The 16727-nt window shown below is 71.4% G+C and carries 17 protein-coding genes; 7 read left to right on the top strand and 10 right to left on the bottom strand.

What is annotated here, in order from left to right:
- Positions 1-252: 252 nt before the first annotated feature.
- Positions 253-1929 carry a fumarate hydratase gene (locus tag HZS56_RS34015; protein WP_301543115.1) on the bottom strand — a complete coding sequence of 559 codons (1677 nt, stop codon included), beginning with the start codon at positions 1927-1929 and terminating at the stop codon, positions 253-255.
- Positions 1930-2189: 260 nt separating this feature from the next.
- Between HZS56_RS34015 and HZS56_RS34020 the strand changes: the two genes are divergently transcribed.
- Complete coding sequence (locus HZS56_RS34020) at positions 2190-2894, top strand: DUF1707 domain-containing protein (protein WP_216724683.1); 705 nt, start codon at positions 2190-2192, stop codon at positions 2892-2894.
- 115 nt (positions 2895-3009) lie between these two features.
- Positions 3010-3387: a WhiB family transcriptional regulator gene (locus HZS56_RS34025; RefSeq protein ID WP_030145767.1), complete on the top strand. Its 378-nt coding sequence runs from the start codon at positions 3010-3012 to the stop codon at positions 3385-3387.
- Between the two features lie 243 nt (positions 3388-3630).
- On the opposite strand, the gene glpX is transcribed toward HZS56_RS34025, so the two are convergent.
- A complete protein-coding gene (gene glpX / locus HZS56_RS34030) occupies positions 3631-4662 on the bottom strand; it encodes a class II fructose-bisphosphatase (protein WP_216724684.1) in 1032 nt (343 codons plus the stop codon).
- A gap of 126 nt (positions 4663-4788) precedes the next feature.
- Between glpX and HZS56_RS34035 the strand changes: the two genes are divergently transcribed.
- A complete protein-coding gene (locus HZS56_RS34035; RefSeq protein ID WP_216724685.1) occupies positions 4789-5322 on the top strand; it encodes a DUF4245 domain-containing protein in 534 nt (177 codons plus the stop codon).
- Positions 5323-5424: 102 nt separating this feature from the next.
- On the opposite strand, the gene HZS56_RS34040 is transcribed toward HZS56_RS34035, so the two are convergent.
- From HZS56_RS34040 to HZS56_RS34055, 4 genes are all read right to left on the bottom strand, one after another.
- The gene (locus HZS56_RS34040) at positions 5425-6015 is read right to left on the bottom strand and encodes a malonic semialdehyde reductase (protein ID WP_216724686.1); all 591 of its coding nucleotides are present in this window, start codon (positions 6013-6015) and stop codon (positions 5425-5427) included.
- A 149-nt stretch (positions 6016-6164) separates the two neighbouring features.
- The gene (locus tag HZS56_RS34045; protein ID WP_216724687.1) at positions 6165-6425 is read right to left on the bottom strand and encodes an exodeoxyribonuclease VII small subunit; all 261 of its coding nucleotides are present in this window, start codon (positions 6423-6425) and stop codon (positions 6165-6167) included.
- 9 nt (positions 6426-6434) lie between these two features.
- A complete protein-coding gene (gene xseA / locus HZS56_RS34050; RefSeq protein ID WP_216724688.1) occupies positions 6435-7643 on the bottom strand; it encodes an exodeoxyribonuclease VII large subunit in 1209 nt (402 codons plus the stop codon).
- Between the two features lie 70 nt (positions 7644-7713).
- Positions 7714-9144, bottom strand: coding sequence for an APC family permease (locus HZS56_RS34055; protein ID WP_216724689.1), 1431 nt, complete (start codon positions 9142-9144; stop codon positions 7714-7716).
- Positions 9145-9248: 104 nt separating this feature from the next.
- Between HZS56_RS34055 and HZS56_RS34060 the strand changes: the two genes are divergently transcribed.
- Both HZS56_RS34060 and ppgK read left to right on the top strand, forming a co-directional pair.
- On the top strand, positions 9249-10274 hold the full coding sequence (locus tag HZS56_RS34060; RefSeq protein ID WP_216724690.1) for a 4-hydroxy-3-methylbut-2-enyl diphosphate reductase: 1026 nt from the start codon (positions 9249-9251) through the stop codon (positions 10272-10274).
- Between the two features lie 134 nt (positions 10275-10408).
- Entirely contained in the window at positions 10409-11149 is a 741-nt protein-coding gene (gene ppgK, locus HZS56_RS34065) for a polyphosphate--glucose phosphotransferase (RefSeq protein ID WP_216724691.1), read from the top strand.
- Between the two features lie 10 nt (positions 11150-11159).
- Here the strand turns inward: ppgK and HZS56_RS34070 are convergent, their stop codons facing one another.
- Positions 11160-11555: a DUF6542 domain-containing protein gene (locus HZS56_RS34070; RefSeq protein ID WP_374201238.1), complete on the bottom strand. Its 396-nt coding sequence runs from the start codon at positions 11553-11555 to the stop codon at positions 11160-11162.
- 372 nt (positions 11556-11927) lie between these two features.
- On the opposite strand from HZS56_RS34070, the gene ychF reads away from it, so the two are divergent.
- Complete coding sequence (ychF, locus tag HZS56_RS34075) at positions 11928-13037, top strand: redox-regulated ATPase YchF (RefSeq protein WP_216724693.1); 1110 nt, start codon at positions 11928-11930, stop codon at positions 13035-13037.
- A 351-nt stretch (positions 13038-13388) separates the two neighbouring features.
- On the opposite strand, the gene HZS56_RS34080 is transcribed toward ychF, so the two are convergent.
- From HZS56_RS34080 to HZS56_RS38845, 3 genes are all read right to left on the bottom strand, one after another.
- Complete coding sequence (locus HZS56_RS34080; protein ID WP_216724694.1) at positions 13389-14663, bottom strand: RICIN domain-containing protein; 1275 nt, start codon at positions 14661-14663, stop codon at positions 13389-13391.
- 148 nt (positions 14664-14811) lie between these two features.
- Positions 14812-15108 (bottom strand): hypothetical protein, encoded by a 297-nt coding sequence (locus tag HZS56_RS34085; RefSeq protein ID WP_216724695.1) that lies wholly within the window; start codon positions 15106-15108, stop codon positions 14812-14814.
- Between the two features lie 553 nt (positions 15109-15661).
- Complete coding sequence (locus HZS56_RS38845) at positions 15662-15796, bottom strand: hypothetical protein (protein ID WP_301543116.1); 135 nt, start codon at positions 15794-15796, stop codon at positions 15662-15664.
- A gap of 171 nt (positions 15797-15967) precedes the next feature.
- On the opposite strand from HZS56_RS38845, the gene HZS56_RS34090 reads away from it, so the two are divergent.
- The gene (locus tag HZS56_RS34090) at positions 15968-16492 is read left to right on the top strand and encodes a hypothetical protein (protein ID WP_216724696.1); all 525 of its coding nucleotides are present in this window, start codon (positions 15968-15970) and stop codon (positions 16490-16492) included.
- The last annotated feature ends 235 nt before the right edge of the window (positions 16493-16727 follow it).

A 16727-nucleotide genomic window follows, 5' to 3' on the forward strand; every position in this document is an offset into this window, starting at 1 on the left:
CGCGCCATTGGGGGGCGGGGGGCCCGGGTCCCGCGCCATGGGTGGGGTGCGGGGGGGGGGGGGGGGCGGGCGGGGGGGCGGGGTGGGGGGGGGGGGGGGGGTCCGGGGGGGGGGGGGCCGGCGGGTGTGTTTCGCCCCCGCCGGCCTGACCCGTCCCTTCCTCCGGGCGGCTCCGCCCCCGGGCCCCCGCTGCTCAGACGCCGGAGGGGCCGACACACCGGCCCGTCCGGCGTTCGAAAAGCTCCGTACGCGCTACGCCGGCCCCGGCCCCCGCACCGGAATCGACGTGAACGTCGGCTGCGGGGCCGGGTCCTGGAAGAAGTCGTTGCCCTTGTCGTCCACCACGATGAACGCCGGGAAGTCCTCCACCTCGATCTTCCAGACCGCCTCCATGCCGAGCTCCTCGTACTCCACGACCTCGACCTTCTTGATGCAGTCCTGCGCGAGCCGCGCCGCCGGACCGCCGATCGAGCCCAGGTAGAAGCCGCCGTGGGTGTCGCACGCGTCGGTGACCTGCCTGCTCCGGTTGCCCTTGGCCAGCATCACCTTCGAGCCGCCCGCCGCCTGGAACTGCTCCACGTAGGAGTCCATGCGCCCGGCGGTCGTCGGCCCGAAGGAACCGGAGGCGTACCCTTCCGGCGTCTTCGCGGGGCCCGCGTAGTACACCGGGTGGTCCTTCAGGTACTGCGGCATCCCCTCGCCCGCGTCCAGCCGCTCCTTGATCTTGGCGTGCGCGATGTCGCGGGCCACGACCAGCGGCCCGGTCAGCGACAGCCGGGTCTTGACCGGGTGCCGGGTCAGTTCGGCGAGGATGTCGTCCATCGGCTGGTTGAGGTCCACCTCGACGACGTCTCCGGACTCCTCCAGCTGCGCGTCCGTCGTCTCCGGCAGGAACCGCGCCGGGTCGGTCTCCAGCTGCTCCAGGAAGACGCCCTCGGCGGTGATCTTCGCGACCGCCTGCCGGTCGGCGGAGCAGGACACCGCGATGGCGACCGGGCAGGACGCCCCGTGCCGCGGCAGCCGCACCACACGCACGTCGTGGCAGAAGTACTTGCCGCCGAACTGCGCGCCGATGCCGATCTTCTGCGTCAGCTCGAAGACCTTCTCCTCCAGGTCCTTGTCCCGGAAACCGTGCCCGAGCGCGGAGCCCTCGGCGGGGATCTCGTCCAGGTAGTGCGCGGAGGCGTACTTCGCGGTCTTCAGCGCGTACTCGGCCGACGTGCCGCCGACGACGATCGCCAGGTGGTACGGCGGGCAGGCGGCCGTGCCCAGCGAGCGGATCTTCTCCTCCAGGAACTTCATCATGGAGGACTCGTTCAGGACGGCCTTGGTCTCCTGGTAGAGGAACGACTTGTTGGCCGAGCCGCCGCCCTTCGCCATGAAGAGGAACTTGTAGGCGCCGCCGTCGGTCGCGTACAGCTCGATCTGGGCGGGGAGGTTGGAGCCGGTGTTCTTCTCCTCCCACATGGTGAGCGGGGCCATCTGCGAGTAGCGCAGGTTCAGGTTCTGGTAGGCGTCGTAGACGCCGCGGCTGAGGGCTTCCTCGTCGCCGCCGGCCGTCAGCACGTTCTGCCCGCGCTTGCCCATGACGATCGCCGTGCCGGTGTCCTGGCACATCGGCAGCACGCCCGCCGCCGCGATGTTCGCGTTCTTCAGCAGGTCCAGGGCGACGAACTTGTCGTTGCCCGACGCCTCCGGGTCGTCGATGATGCGGCGCAGCTGCGTCAGGTGGGCCGGGCGCAGGTAGTGCTGGATGTCGTGGATCGCCTCCTCGGCCAGCTTGCGCAGCGCCTCGGGCTCCACCTTGAGGAACGTCCGCCCGTCGGCCTCGAAGGTGGAGACACCCTCGGCGGTCACCAGCCGGTACGGAGTGGTGTCCTCGCCCTGGGGGAGCAGATCGGTGTACGCGAACTCAGGCATCTCGCCCATTCCTCACTCGACATCACGCGCGGCCGGGTACGGCTGGATCCCGCCGGATCTCCCGGCGCCCGTCCCGGCAACGACGGCTGGCCTCCGTCGGCAGCGCCAACCAGCGTAGAACCTGGCTCCGGTGCCGGGCTTGTGAGGTAAGGCTCAGTACGGCGGCGGGGCGGTGGGGCGCCGTGGCCGGGCGGTTGCGGGGCGGGTGTGTGCGACAAGGTTGTCCACGGGGCTGGTCGCGATCTATCGCGTTTCGGTACTCTGCTGCCGTGGACCTTCAGAAGCACGCCCAGCCCCAGGATGCGGCCGCTCGCGGCACCGCCGCACGCACCTCCGACCTGCGCGCCTCGGACGCCGACCGCGACCGCGTCGCCGACATGCTGCGCGAAGCCCTCGCCGAGGGGCGGCTCACCGCCGACGAGCACGCCGAGCGCGTCGAGGGCGTGCTGGCCGCCAAGACCGTCGGTGAGCTGGACGTCTTCGTGCGGGACCTGCCCGCCGCGCACCGCGACCGGGATCCGGCCGCCCCGGCTCCCCACCGCCCCACCCCGGGCGCCATCCCGCTGGAACCCGACGAGAACGTGGTGGCGGTGTTCAGCAGCGCCGTCCGCAAGGGCCGCCGGCGGGCCAACCGCCGCATCCACGCCTACGCGGTCTTCGGCAGCATCGAGATAGACCTCAGCGAGGCGGTCTTCGAGTACCAGCAGGTCGTCGTCAAGGCGTTCTCCGTCTTCGGCAGCGTCGAGGTGCGCGTCCCGGAGAACGTGTCGCTGCGCGGCACCGGCGGCGGTGTCCTCGGCAACTTCGAGGTGCACACCCTCGACTCGTCCGAGCCCGACGCCCCCGTCGTCTACGTGGACGGCTGGGCCGTACTGGGGCATGTGGAGGCGCGTCCCAAGCGCGGGAAGTTCGTCGCGGACCTCATCGACCGGGTGCAGCGCAAGGTCGACAAGGGTCTGCGCAAGCACCTGTAGCGCGGCTGCGGCACGGCGCCGCCAGCGGTTGTGAACCCTGTGCATAGGCGCGCGCACAACGGGTAAGCCTTGACGCATCGTCTCTCGCTCGCGAAGCCGTCGTCAGGAGTAGACCGTGCTGCAACCGCCGCATTCGTCCCTGCAGGTAGCTGCCGTTCCGGCCCAGCGGGGGCCGGTGCGGGACAGGGACCAAGACGCTCCGTGGCATACCGAGGCGGTGTGCCGGCGCGACGAGGCCGGACTGTTCTTCGCCCCCTCCAAGGAACCGACCGCCGCCCGGCTCTCCCGCGAGGAGGCCGCCAAGCGGGTCTGCGCCCGCTGTCCGGTCATGGTCGAGTGCCGCGAGCACGCCCTCCTCCAGCCCGAGCCGTACGGCGTCTGGGGCGGCCTCACCGCCGCCGAGCGCCGGGTGGTCCTGGCGAGGCGCCGCCGCCGCGACGTGGAACTCAAGAAGGCCGCGCGCACGACGGGCCGCATAGCGGCGGCGGGCTAGGGTCCGTCCGGCCCGAAGGCGTATCGGCCCCGGGACCCCGAGCAGGGGCCCCGAGACCCCGGGACACGACGAGGGCGCCCCTCCGCACAGGGGCGCCCTCGTCGTGCCGGGAAGCGCGGCCTGCCCGAGGCACGGGCCGCCGCACGTTCCGGCGCGGGGGCCGTCGGCGGCCCGGTGGGCACGGGGCCGTGTCCTCAGCGGGCGCCCCGCGGGGCCGCCGGACTCACGTGGCCCGGTCGGAACTCACTTGGCCCGGTCGAAGTCGACCGCGCTGTAGGCCCGCAGCTTGCTCAGCCGGTGCTCGGAGTCGATCCGCCGCACCGTGCCCGACTTGGACCGCATCACGATCGAGTCGGTCGTAGCCGTCTCCGAGCGGTACCGCACCCCGCGCAGCAGCTCGCCGTCGGTGATGCCGGTCGCGACGAAGAAGACGTTGTCCCCGGAGACCAGGTCGTCGGTGGTCAGCACCCGGTCCAGGTCGTGCCCCGCGTCGACCGCACGCTGCCGCTCCTGGTCGTCCTTGGGCCACAGCTTGCCCTGGATGGTGCCGCCCAGGCACTTCACCGCGCAGGCCGAGATGATGCCCTCCGGCGTGCCGCCGATGCCGAGCAGCAGGTCGATGCCGGTGCCCTCGCGCAGCGCCAGGATGGAGCCGGCCACGTCGCCGTCGGAGATCAGCTTGATGCGGGCGCCGGTCTCCCGCACCTCCTTGATCAGGCCCTGGTGCCGGGGCCGGTCGAGGATGACGACGGTGACGTCCTCGGGGGTGCGGCGCTTGGCCTTGGCGATCCGGCGGACGTTCACCGACACGGGCGCGTTGATGTCGACGAAGTCGGCGGCCTCCGGACCGGTGACCAGCTTGTCCATGTAGAAGACGGCGGACGGGTCGAACATGGACCCGCGCTCGGCGGCGGCCAGCACCGCGATCGCGTTGGTCATGCCGTTGGCGGTCAGCGTGGTGCCGTCGATCGGGTCGACGGCGATGTCGACCTCGGCCCCGGTGCCGTCGCCGACCCGCTCCCCGTTGAAGAGCATCGGCGCCTCGTCCTTCTCGCCCTCGCCGATGACGACGACACCGTTCATCGAGACGGTGTGGACGAGGGTCCGCATGGCACGCACGGCGGCACCGTCGGCGCCGTTCTTGTCGCCGCGCCCGACCCACCGGCCGGCGGCCATCGCCGCGGCCTCGGTGACCCGCACCAGCTCCATGGCGAGGTTGCGGTCGGGGGCCTCTGAGGGGACGTCCAGTTCGGACGGCAGGTGATGCTCGGTCATCGGAACGCACCTTTCTGATACGACGACGGCCGGATGAGGGTTTGGCCAAGACTCTATCGCCAGTCCGACAAAATGAGCAGGGGACCCCACGTATGAGCGGATCAGGCACCTGCGACGATGGGGGACGTGGCAGGTACGAACGGCAAGCAGAAGTCCGCCCGAGACATGATCCTCTCCCTCGGGGTCATTGTCCTGGCGGCGGGTGTGATCTGGATCTTCATCCCGCACGACGACGGCGAACCGGACGTCAAGCGGGTCGACTACCGCGTGGAGCTGCTGACCGCGCAGCGTGCCGCGCCGTACCCGGTGGCGGCGCCCGAGGGCCTGTCCGAGGACTGGAAGCCGACCTCCGTCCGCTTCCAGGGCCACGACTCCGACGCCTGGCACCTGGGCTTCCACGCCCCGGACGGCGAGTACGTGGCGATCGAGCAGTCCACGAAGAAGCCGGCCGCGTTCATCGACAGCGCCAGCCAGGGCGCGCGGGCGACCGAGCAGACCGAGGAGATCGGCGGCCGCACCTGGACCCGCTACACGGGCGGCCGGTACGACGCGCTGGTGCTCGAGGGCGGCGACGACATGAAGGGCGCCACGACGGTGGTGGCCGGCACCGGGTCGTTCGAGCAGCTCGGCAAGATGGCGGCGGCGCTGAAGCTGACCTGACGCTGGTCCGGCACGCCTCCGGTCCCGGTGCCGTGACGAAGCCCCCGGCCGACGGAGTGCGGGCCGGGGGCTTCGCCGTGTGCCCGCGGGAAGCGGTGCGGCTCAGACCGTCGTGACGACCTGCTCGTACGCGAGGCGCGGCGAGCGCGGGAACCAGGCGTCCGGGCCCGGGCGGCCGATGTTGACGACCATCAGCGGGGTGTGGTCGTCGTCCAGGAACTCCTTGCGGAGGCCCTCGAAGTCGACGCCGGTCATCGGCCCGGCGGCGAGGCCCGCGGCGCGGACGCCGACGATGAAGTAGGCGGCCTGCAGGGCGGCGTTCAGCGAGGCGGCGCCCTCGCGCACCGGGCGCTCGCTGAAGAAGGCGTCCTTGACCTGGGGTGCGTGCGGGAAGAGCTCCGGCAGCTCCTCGTGGAACTCGTTGTCCGCCGACAGGATCGCGACCAGCGGGGCGGTGGCCGTCTTGGGCCGGTTGCCCTCACCCATGTGCTGCACGAGGCGCTCGCGGGCCTCGGGGGAGCGGACCAGCGTGATGCGCAGCGGCGACTGGTTGAAGGCGGTCGGACCGTACTTGACCAGGTCGTAGATCGCCTGCACCTGCTCGTCGGTCACCGGTTCGTCGGTGAAGGTGTTCGCGGTGCGGGCCTCGCGAAACAGCAGGTCCTGGGCGGCGGCGTCAAGAACGAGAGACATGCGTGAACTTTCTCGGGGTTGCGTCGGCTGCGCACGGCGTGGGGCCGGGAGCCGTTGACAGGGCGACCGTACGCCAAGAAAGTTCAAGCTTCAACCAAAAAGGGAACGCGGTGATCCGCTTCACAGGGAGGGTCAGGTCGCCGGGAGGGTCAGGGGGTGTCCTCCCGCGCGGTCTCCTCGTCGTCCGCCTCCTCCTCGGCCAGCGCCGCGTCCAGGCGGGCGCGGGCGCCGTCCAGCCGGTTGCGGCAGACCTTCGCCAGTTCCTCGCCCCGCTCCCACAGGGCGAGGGACTCCTCCAGCGTCGTACCGCCGGCCTCCAGCCGCCGGACGACCTCGATCAGCTCGTCCCGCGCCTGCTCGTAACCGAGCGCCTCGGACATCGCCGTCGGCTGCTCCACCTCGCTGGTCATCCACCCACCCTATGCGTCGACTCGTACGGAGAAATCGCCCTCGGACACGCGTGCGCGCAGCGTCTCGCCGGGCTCCACCTCACCCGGGTCGCGGACCGCGTGGCCGTCGGCCCGCTGCAGTACGGCGTACCCGCGCTTGAGGGTCGCGGCGGGGGAGAGGGCCACCACGCGCGCGTGCGTGTGCGTCAGCTCGGAGTCGGCCCGGTCGAGATGGTGGCGCAGCGTCCGGCGGCTCCGGTCCAGCAGCGCCGTCACCTGCTCGGCCCGCTCGTCGATCATCCGGTGCGGGTCCTGTATCGACGGCCGGGCCAGCGCGTGGGCCAGCCCTCGCTCCTCACGGTCGACGAACGCCGCCACGCACCGCCGGGCGCGGTCCCGCAGCAGCCGTACCCGCTCGTACTCCTCGCCGACGTCCGGCACGACCTTCTTCGCGGCGTCGGTCGGGGTGGAGGCACGCAGGTCGGCGACCAGGTCCAGCAGCGGGCTGTCCGGCTCGTGGCCGATCGCCGAGACGACCGGCGTACGGCAGGAGGCCACCGCCCGCACCAACTGCTCGTCCGAGAACGGCAACAGGTCCTCCACGCTGCCACCGCCCCGCGCGACGACGATCACGTCCACGTCGTCCCTCGCGTCCAGCTCCTTCACCGCCTGCACCACCTGCGGCACGGCGTGCACACCCTGCACCGGGACGTTGCGCACCTCGAAGCGGACCGCGGGCCAGCGGTGCCGGGCGTTCTCCAGGACGTCCCGCTCGGCCGCCGACGCCCGCCCGCACACCAGGCCGATCAGCTGCGGCAGGAACGGCAGCGGCTTCTTGCGCTCCGGGGCGAACAGCCCCTCGCGCGCGAGGGCCTTCTTCAGCCGCTCCAGCCGCGCCAGCAGCTCCCCGACACCCACCGGCTTGATCTCGGCGGCCCGCAGCGACAGCTGCCCCCGCGGCGCGTACCACTCCGGCTTGGCGTGCACGACCACCCGGGCGCCCTCGCCGACCAGGTCCGCCACCGCGTCGAACACCTGCCGGTAGCAGGTCACGCTCACCGAGATGTCGTACGACGGGTCGCGCAGCGTCAGGAACACCACACCGGCGCCCGGCCGCCGCGACAGCTGCGTGATCTGCCCCTCGACCCAGACCGCGCCGAGCCGGTCGATCCAGCCCCCGATCAGCCGTGACACCTCGCCCACGGGCAGGGGACTCTCGGACGTCGAGTTAACAGCCATGCGCCCGAGCGTAACGGGAGGGTCCGACACCGATGCTGATACTCGGGTTCCGGCGGCCGCCCGCCCGGGATCACAGTCCCGCCGTACCCGTACCCGTACCCGTACCCGTGCCGGTATCCGCGCCCGCGCCCGTGCCCCCGTCCCGCCGCCCCCGCCACTGCACCGCCAGCACCACGAGCCCCACCGCCAGCCAGATCGCCCCGACCGTCTGCGCCGTTCCGGAGGCCTCCACGATCACCGCGATCGTGATCGCCGCTCCCAGCACCGGGACCAGCAGATGCCGCCACCAGCTCACCGGACCGCCGCCCCGCCGGACCACGAACCAGCCCACCACGCTCGCGTGCAGCAGCGTGAAGGCGGTCAGCGCGCCGACGTCGACGACCGAGACCAGGTGGTCGAGACCGTCGTCCCGGCGCGCCGCCCACACCGCCGCCGCCATCGTGATCACGGCCGAGACCAGCAGCGCCACGCGCGGCACCCCGGCATCCGTCCGCGACAGCACCCCCGGCAGCCGCCGGTCGCGGCCCATCGCGAACAGCAGCCGCCCGGCCGCCGCCTGCCCGGCCAGCGCCGCGAACGCCGCGCCGATCGCCTTGCTGACCGCCACCAGGTCGTGCAGCCAGGTGCCCACCGACGCGTCGACGGCGTCGTAGAAGGCCGACCCCTGCCGCTCCGGCTCCGCCGCCAGCTCCGCCGACGACGCCGGCTCCAGCAGCGCCACCAGGTACGTCTGCGCCACGAACAGCACACCGGCCAGCGCCAGGCAGAACAGCAGCGCCCGCGCCACCTTCGCCGACCCGCCGGTGACCTCCTCCGCGAACGTCGCGATCGCGTCGAAGCCCAGGTACGACAGCACCGCCACCGACACCGCCCCGACCACCGCCGACAGCGCGAACGCGCCCTGCGTGCCGTCCCCGGACAGCGGCGACAGCCAGTCGCGGGCGGCACCGTCCCGCGCGAGGACCACGATCGCCGCCACCACGAAGACGATCAGTACGACGATCTCCATGGCGAGCACCAGGAAGCCGACCCGGGCCGCCGTCCGCACGCCCCACAGGTTCAGCAGCGTCGTGGCGACCACCGCGATCGCCGTCCACACCCACCGCGAGACCTCGGGGACGAGCGCCTCCATCGCGATGCCGGAGAACAGGTACGCCACGGCCGGGATCAGGACGTAGTCCAGCATCGCCATCCAGCCCGCGACGAACCCGGCCCCGTTGCCGAGCCCCGTGCGCGCGTAGGCGAACACCGAGCCCGCCTGGGGGACCACCCGCACCATCTGCGCGTAGCTGAATGCGGTGAACGCCATCGCGATCGTGGCGACGACGTACACGAGGGCCACGGCGCCGTGCGACTTGGCGTCCAGCGTGCCGAACACGCCGACCGGTGCCATGGGCGCGATGAACAGCAGCCCGTAGACGACCAGGTCCCTGAAGCCCAGACTGCGCCTCAGCTGGTGTTCCCCACCGGCCCCCTCGGCCTTCGTACCGCTCTGCGACATCGTGCCTCCGCCAGTGCCTCGGACTCTGCTTCGCAGCGTTCCCGCCAGTCTCCCCGGCAACGCCGGACCCACGCGATCTTTGACCCGCCGAACGCGGCCTTACGATGGGTGCCATGACTGCTTCGCCTGGCCGCCGTGTCCTGCTCGCCGCCCCCCGTGGCTACTGCGCGGGTGTGGACCGCGCCGTGATCGCCGTCGAGAAAGCCCTGGAGCAGTACGGGGCTCCGGTGTACGTCCGGCACGAGATCGTCCACAACAAGTACGTCGTCCAGACCCTGGAGAAGAAGGGCGCGATCTTCGTCGAGCGGACGGAGGAGGTGCCCGAGGGGAACATCGTGATGTTCTCCGCGCACGGCGTGGCCCCCGTCGTGCACGAGGAGGCCGAGCGCGGCCGGCTCGCCACCATCGACGCCACCTGCCCGCTCGTCACCAAGGTCCACAAGGAAGCCGTCCGCTTCGCGAACGACGACTACGACATCCTCCTGATCGGCCACGAGGGCCACGAGGAGGTCATCGGCACCTCCGGCGAGGCGCCCGACCACATCCAGCTCGTCGACGGACCCGAGGACGCCGCCAAGGTCGAGGTCCGCGACCCGTCGAAGGTCGTCTGGCTCTCCCAGACCACCCTCTCCGTCGACGAGACCATGGAGACCGTCGACGCCCTCAAGGACAAGTTCCCGCAGCTCATCTCGCCGCCGAGCGACGACATCTGCTACGCCACGCAGAACCGCCAGCTCGCGGTCAAGCAGATGGGCGCCGAGGCCGACCTGGTGATCGTCGTCGGCTCCCGCAACTCCTCCAACTCCAAGCGGCTCGTCGAGGTCGCCAAGCAGGCGGGCGCCCGCGAGGCGTACCTCGTGGACTTCGCCGACGAGATCGACGCGGCCTGGCTGGAGGGCGTCACCACGGTCGGCGTCACCTCCGGCGCCTCCGTCCCGGACGTGCTGGTCGAGCAGGTCCTGGAGTGGCTGTCGCAGCGCGGCTTCGAGGACGTGGAGATCGTCAAGGCCGCCGAGGAGTCGATCACCTTCTCCCTGCCCAAGGAGCTCCGCCGCGACCTGCGCGAGGAGGCGGCGTCCCTGGTGGCGGAGCGGGGCGGCTCGGGCGCGGCGGGAGCGCCCGGCGCCTGACGGCTGCGGACGGAGCGTCCGGCACCCGAGACGGGGCGTCCGGCGCCCGACGGTTGTGGACGGGAGCGTCCGGCGCCCGAGGAGGCCTGTGGATACGGGACGTGACCGTCAGCGGGCCGTCGTAACGTAGGGCCATGCAGATCTTCGGCGTTGACATCGGCGGATCCGGGATCAAGGGCGCCCCTGTGGACCTCGACAGGGGCGACCTGGCCCAGGAGCGCCACAAGGTGCTGACCCCGCACCCGGCGACCCCCGACGGCGTGGCCGACGGGGTCGGGCAGGTCGTGGAGCACTTCGGCTGGACCGGCCCGGTCGGGCTCACCTTCCCGGGCGTGGTGACCGGCGGCGCCACGGTGCGCACGGCGGCCAACGTCGACAAGAGCTGGGTCGACACGGACGCCCGTGCCCTGTTCGGCGAACGGCTGGGCGGACTGGACGTGACCGTGGTCAACGACGCGGACGCGGCGGGCGTCGCCGAGATGGCCTTCGGGGCCGGCCGCGGCCGCAAGGGCACGGTCGTCCTGCTGACCTTCGGCACCGGCATCGGCAGTGCCGTCTTCACCGACGGCGTCCTGGTCCCCAACACCGAGCTGGGCCACCTGGAGCTGGACGGCCACGACGCGGAGAAGCGCGCCTCCAGCAAGGTCAAGGACGACCACGACATGTCCTGGGAGCAGTGGGCCCGGCGCGTCCAGAAGTACCTCGCCCACGTGGAGATGCTGTTCTCGCCCGAGCTGTTCGTGATCGGCGGCGGGGTCAGCCGCAAGTCCCACAAGTTCCTGCACCACATCGAGGGCATCCAGGCGGAGATCGTCCCCGCCCAGCTCCAGAACAACGCGGGGATCGTGGGCGCGGCGATGCGGGCGGCCGGCTGAGCGCGGCAGGTCAGGCGGCGGAGCGTTTCCGGGCCGCGGCCCGGCGCCGCACCAGCCGGACCCGGCGGACGATCACCGTCGCCCCGGCGACCAGCGTCCCGCCGTACAGCCACCCCGCCTCGGTGGCCAGCGCGGTCACGATGCCCATCAGCCGCCCGCCGGGACCGTCCCCGCTCTCGGCCACCGTCACCAGCCCCACGGCGAAGGCGATCGGTACGACGACGGGGGCGGTCAGCAGGTCGTTCCTGCGCACCCAGCAGGCGGTGAGCAGGCACACCGGCACGAACAGCACCCCGTACACGGTCAGGGACGCGCCGAACAGCAGCGCGTCGAGGAAGCCCAGCAGGACCATCACGGCCGCGCAGAACAGGCCGCCGCCCAGCCCGGTCAGCCGTGGGTTGGGCATGCCCCGCACGGCGCGCACCGCGCGCGCCACCACCCGCGCCACCGCCGGAGCGCCGGCCCCGGGTGCCTTGGGCGTCTTGGGCGCGGCACTCGCCGCCCGCGCTGCCGGCGGCCGCCGGACGGCAGCGGTGCCGCCGCGTGCCTGCGGGGGCAGCGTCGCCCGGCTGCTCTGTCGCGGTCCGTACTGTGCAGGTCGCGTCCTGTGTTGCTCCACTGGACCAACTTAGGTCGGTTTATGTGCCGAATAGGCCGACAGACACGCCGTCGGATGCGGCCTGGCCAAGCGTTCGACTCCGGACGGGCCCGGTACGCACACCCCGTAGACTGGTGGATCGGCCCACTCACCCCACCCTGACGTACGGGAAGTCGCAACGTGTCGCTCACGATCGGAATCGTCGGTCTGCCGAATGTCGGCAAGTCGACCCTGTTCAACGCCCTGACCAAGAACGACGTGCTGGCGGCCAACTACCCGTTCGCCACGATCGAGCCCAACGTCGGCGTGGTCGGCGTCCCCGACCCCCGCCTGGCGAAGCTGGCGGAGATCTTCTCCTCGGAGAAGGTCCTCCCGGCCACGGTCGACTTCGTCGACATCGCGGGCATCGTGCGCGGCGCGAGCGAGGGCGAGGGCCTGGGCAACAAGTTCCTCGCCAACATCCGCGAGTCCGACGCGATCTGCCAGGTCATCCGCGCCTTCAAGGACGAGAACGTCGTGCACGTCGACGGCAAGGTCTCGCCGAAGGACGACATCGAGACGATCAACACCGAGCTGATCCTCGCCGACCTGCAGACCATCGAGAAGGTCCTTCCGCGCCTCCAGAAGGAGTCCCGGATCAAGAAGGACATCCAGCCCAAGGTCAAGGCGGTCGAGGAGGCCAAGGAGATCCTGGAGAAGGGCGACACCCTCTTCTCGCAGGGCATCCTCCAGGGCACCGAGCGCGCGGAGCTCCTCCACGACCTCCACCTCCTCACGACCAAGCCCTTCCTCTACGTCTTCAACGTCGACGAGGACGAACTGACCGACGACGGCTTCAAGGACGAGCAGCGCGCCCTGGTCGCCCCCGCCGAGGCGATCTTCCTCAACGCCAAGCTGGAGGCCGACCTCACCGAGCTGGACGAGGACGAGGCACTGGAGCTCCTCCAGTCCGTCGGCCAGGACGAGCCCGGCCTCGCCACCCTCGCCCACGTCGGCTTCCGCACCCTCGGCCTGCAGACCTACCTGACGGCCGGCCCCAAGGAATCCCGCGCCTGGACCATCAAGAAGGGCGCCACCGCCCCCGAGGCCGCCGGTGTCATCCACACCGACTTCCAGAAGGGCTTCATCAAGGCCGAGGTCATCTCCTTCGACGACCTGGTCGAAACGGGCTCGGTCGCGGAGGCCCGCGCCAAGGGCAGGGCCCGCATGGAGGGCAAGGACTACGTGATGCAGGACGGGGACGTGGTGGAGTTCCGGCACGGAGGGGCATCCGGGAGCGGGAAGAAGTAACCGCGCCTCAGTATCCTGTCTTCCCAGAACGAAGGCCTCACGACCCGGCATGTGCGCTCGGACTCTGCCCACTCCGGTCCGGGCGCCGGCCGGCCACCGGCGCATGGCCGCGGGAAACTCACCGGGGCGCCGCTCGTCTCCTGGCGTCGGGGCGCTGCCACGGGCAGGAGGCCGGCCGCCGGCCGGAGTCCCCGCGAGTGAGTCCGGGGGATCCCGAGGCGGACGAAGGGGTCCTCGCAACTCCCAACGTCGTGAGTGTTGCGAGGACCGCCAGAACCTAATCCGCCTGCCGCAGGGGCCCCTTCGTCCGCCGTGCGGACCGTGGAACGGAGACCCGGCTCCGAGAGGGGTTCAGGCCAGCTTCCATGTGTGGTCGTCCTTCGGGTTGCAGCGCGTGACCCGGAGCCGGGCGTCCTCGCCACCGCTGCCGGGCTTCTTGCCCGAGACGTCCAGGCACATCTGTCCGCTGCGGTAGTTGCGGATCCAGTAACCCCCGCTGTTGTCCCGGCGGTCCAGCCACCAGAGCTGGTTGTCCTTGTACGTGCCGTTGCAGGGCGCCTCGACCACGCCCGTCGTGTCGGGCACGGCGCCGTACCCGGGCAGATCCAGGCACAGGCCGTCCTTGGCGTTGCGGAAAATGACGAGCCTGCCGTGCTTGGACTTCCTCTTCCTCACGTCCATGTACCACGCCTGGTTGTCCGTACGCCGGTCCTTCGCACAGGGGTCCTGGTTGACGGGGCCGTTCACCCTGCCCTTGCCCTTGCCCGGGACATCGACGCACATCCCGGTCATGGTGTTCACCAGCTCCAGCTGGTCCGGCAGCATGGGGCCGGGCCCCATGTACAGAGCCCCCTTGTTCGTGGACTCCGCGGAGGCGCCGTCGTCCTTCTCTTTCCCGCTTCCGTCCTTGTCCTTGGACTCCGGCGAGGCGCCGTCGTCCTTCTCTTCCGCGCTTCCGTCCTCGTCCTGCTCCGGGGAGTTCTTGCCGCCGGCGCCGGGTTCGACTTGCGAGCCGCCCTTCAGCCCGTCTTCCTTGCCCTTCTCGTCCTTGTCGTCGTCATTCGAGGGCTGGCTCGAAGGGGTCCTGCCCTTGTACGAGCCAAGGTGCTGCGGGTCCTCACCCTCGGGGAAGACGGCCGCGGCGGCGCGTCCGGTGCCGGAGTCCTTCTCGTCGTCTCCCGTGTCGAGGGTCAGGAGTGGTACGGCTATCAGGAGGGCGCCGGTGAGGGCAGCGGCGGCGCGCAGCGCCTTGGTGGGGCGGCCCGAGGGCGGTTCCTCGCCCTTGTCCACGGCGGTGGCGGACTCCGGCGGGTTGTCGTCGGCCCCGGCCGCCGTCGCACCGGCCGTTGCCGTACCACGGTCTCCGTCGGTCTCTGAGGACGCGGTGGTCGCGTCGGCCGGGGGCGACGAAGTCTCGACGGTCGCCGTCGGCCCGTCCGGGCGCTCCGAGGCCGACGGCCCGATGGAGGCGGGCGTGGCCGGCCCTGTGGCGGACCCGGTCGATCTGCCGGGCGCCGGGGCGCCGGCCGACAGCGTGTCCGAATCGACTGCGGGCGTGGAGCCGGGAAGCGGCACGGCGCGGCGTACCGGCGGTCCTGCCGGACCCGTTGGTTCCTTGTCGGGCATCGGGTCTCCATTTCGGGTGGGGGAGGGGCGCAGGTGATCGGGGGAGACGGGAACGAGGCGCCCGACACGTTTTGCTGCGGACTCAACCGGAACGCCGCCTGCGACTCGAACCGCACAATTACGGACGTTCGCCGCGACAGGTCACCAATCAGGCGCATGCGTCGCGCGCTTGACAAGTGAAAAGCAAGACCGGCGCAAGGAATGCCTCTGGAGGCGACAGGTCAGGTTTCCGCTCGTGGTCGTCCTTCGGGCCGCGGCCCGCGACCGCGTCGGCCCACCAGAGCCGGTTGTCCTTGGCGGTGCGGTCGCACCCGGCCTCGGCCACCCCGGTCATGCTCGGCACGGCGCTGTCCGGGCAGACCCGGGCCCAGGCCGTCCTTGCTGCACGGACCACGAAGATCCTGCCCTTGCCGGCCTTCCCCTGCTTCACGCCGAAGATCCACACCTGGTCGCCCTTGCCCCGGTCGTCAGCGTACGGGGCCTCGTTGACGGGGCCCGGCGTCCTTCCTCGTCCCCTTGTCGTCCTTCACGGGGGAGCCTTCCGTGACGTTTCGCCGGTCACGGGCCGGGAATCAGGGGCGGTCCGGGGACTGCGGTGGACAGGTTCTGATCGGGTGAGCGGCCGCGGAAGGCCGCATGGATCCGGCGTCTGCGGCCGGGCCGGGACACCGCGGCGTCGGCGGTGAGGTTCTTCAGTGCGGCCCGGGTTCCTTCGGCGGGTCGTCGTGCGGGTGGCAGCACGCACCGAGTCGCAGGATGCACCCCCAGGGGGGAGAGACGGCGGTCAGCCGCTGGAGCAGGGCGAGGAAGCCGCTCGCGCCGGCTTCAGCCGCCGTTGGATCTGGTGGTGCGGGCCTGTTTCACGGTGACCTCTTGTCACTCCCGAATTCTGGGCGGGACCGGGGCCTGGGAGACGCAACTTGATCTACTGCGGGATCGACTGGGCCCCGTTCGGTGATACCGGAGATCAACGAGCTTGCGGCGCGCGCTCCGGTTCGTCACAGATGCTCAAACAGGCGCGGAAAATCAAGAGTGCGACCACATTGCCAGTTGAAAGGCAAGGAAATGATCTCTTCGCCGTTCCCCGTGATGCCGGCGCCGGCGACAACGAAGTCGGCCTCGCTCAGCCCCATGGGGACTCGCAGATGAGCGCGCCCATTGAACCAGTTTTCCACCGTCCCCGTAGAACCCCCGGAGCACCGCTCGGTCGGCGTCTCCTCCGAACACGCAGGGAGGGGATGACCCGCACCATCTCAGGCGTGCTCCGAAGTCATCGCACCACCAGCAAGTGGGGAGAACAATCCATGCGTTCACGCCTGATCGCAACGGCGGCGATCGCCGCCGCCTGTGTCCTGGTCCCGGCGGGCAGTGCTTTCGCGGGCAGCGGACCGGCTCCGGCGCCCTCCGAGCGTTCCGCGACGCAGTCCACGGCGCCCTCGCCCAAGGGCAATCCCTTGAGCGAGAAGGCACAGGCCGCCGACGTCTGTGGCGACGCCCGCCAGATCGGCGAGACCGGCTACATCAAGCGCGACGGCGAGACCATTGCGTCGGTGAAGCAGTTCTACTCGCCCGAGTGCAAGGAGAACTACAGCTACGTCTGGCTCTGGCAGGACTTCGTCGACCAGGAAGACCGCTACACCATCACCACCGGGATCCACAGCAGCACCCAGGGTGAGGATCTCGGCACCCTGAAGTTCCCGGCGGACTCGGGCCGGGAGTACTGGTCGGCCGGCACCGACACGGTCGACGACTGCACCACCGGGTTCGGCACCGTGCTCCCGGAAGGATCCTCCACCACGTACAGGGGATTCACCGACGAGCGTTGCTGAGCCCCGTGCAACAGCGCGCGCCGGACGTCACGTTCGACTGAACGCCTGACGGCACGCGTATACGCTGGAGCGCCGGCCGCGGGCCCCCCCCGGGGGGGGGGGGGGCGCCGGGGGGGGGGGGGGGGGGGGGGGGGCGGGGGGGGGCGGGCGGGCGCGGGCGGGGGGCCGGGGGGCGGCGGGGGGGGGGGGGGGGGGGGGGGGGCGCCGCGGGGCGGCGGGCGGGGGGGGGGGGGGG

The sequence above is a fragment of the Streptomyces mayonensis genome (assembly GCF_018982965.1).
Taxonomy (GTDB): domain Bacteria; phylum Actinomycetota; class Actinomycetes; order Streptomycetales; family Streptomycetaceae; genus Streptomyces; species Streptomyces mayonensis.

What these genes read in the sequence shown, in the direction of transcription:
- HZS56_RS34055 (WP_216724689.1), bottom strand. Translation starts at nt 9,144, where the DNA reads ATGTCGCAGAGCGGTACGAAGGCCGAGGGGGCCGGTGGGGAACACCAG.
- HZS56_RS34040 (WP_216724686.1), bottom strand. Translation starts at nt 6,015, where the DNA reads ATGTCTCTCGTTCTTGACGCCGCCGCCCAGGACCTGCTGTTTCGCGAG.
- HZS56_RS34090 (WP_216724696.1), top strand. Translation starts at nt 15,968, where the DNA reads ATGCGTTCACGCCTGATCGCAACGGCGGCGATCGCCGCCGCCTGTGTC.
- glpX (WP_216724684.1), bottom strand. Translation starts at nt 4,662, where the DNA reads ATGACCGAGCATCACCTGCCGTCCGAACTGGACGTCCCCTCAGAGGCC.
- xseA (WP_216724688.1), bottom strand. Translation starts at nt 7,643, where the DNA reads ATGGCTGTTAACTCGACGTCCGAGAGTCCCCTGCCCGTGGGCGAGGTG.
- ppgK (WP_216724691.1), top strand. Translation starts at nt 10,409, where the DNA reads ATGCAGATCTTCGGCGTTGACATCGGCGGATCCGGGATCAAGGGCGCC.
- HZS56_RS34080 (WP_216724694.1), bottom strand. Translation starts at nt 14,663, where the DNA reads ATGCCCGACAAGGAACCAACGGGTCCGGCAGGACCGCCGGTACGCCGC.
- HZS56_RS34015 (WP_301543115.1), bottom strand. Translation starts at nt 1,929, where the DNA reads ATGGGCGAGATGCCTGAGTTCGCGTACACCGATCTGCTCCCCCAGGGC.
- HZS56_RS34070 (WP_374201238.1), bottom strand. Translation starts at nt 11,555, where the DNA reads ATGCCCAACCCACGGCTGACCGGGCTGGGCGGCGGCCTGTTCTGCGCG.
- HZS56_RS34060 (WP_216724690.1), top strand. Translation starts at nt 9,249, where the DNA reads ATGGGTGCCATGACTGCTTCGCCTGGCCGCCGTGTCCTGCTCGCCGCC.
- HZS56_RS38845 (WP_301543116.1), bottom strand. Translation starts at nt 15,796, where the DNA reads ATGGGGCTGAGCGAGGCCGACTTCGTTGTCGCCGGCGCCGGCATCACG.
- HZS56_RS34045 (WP_216724687.1), bottom strand. Translation starts at nt 6,425, where the DNA reads ATGACCAGCGAGGTGGAGCAGCCGACGGCGATGTCCGAGGCGCTCGGT.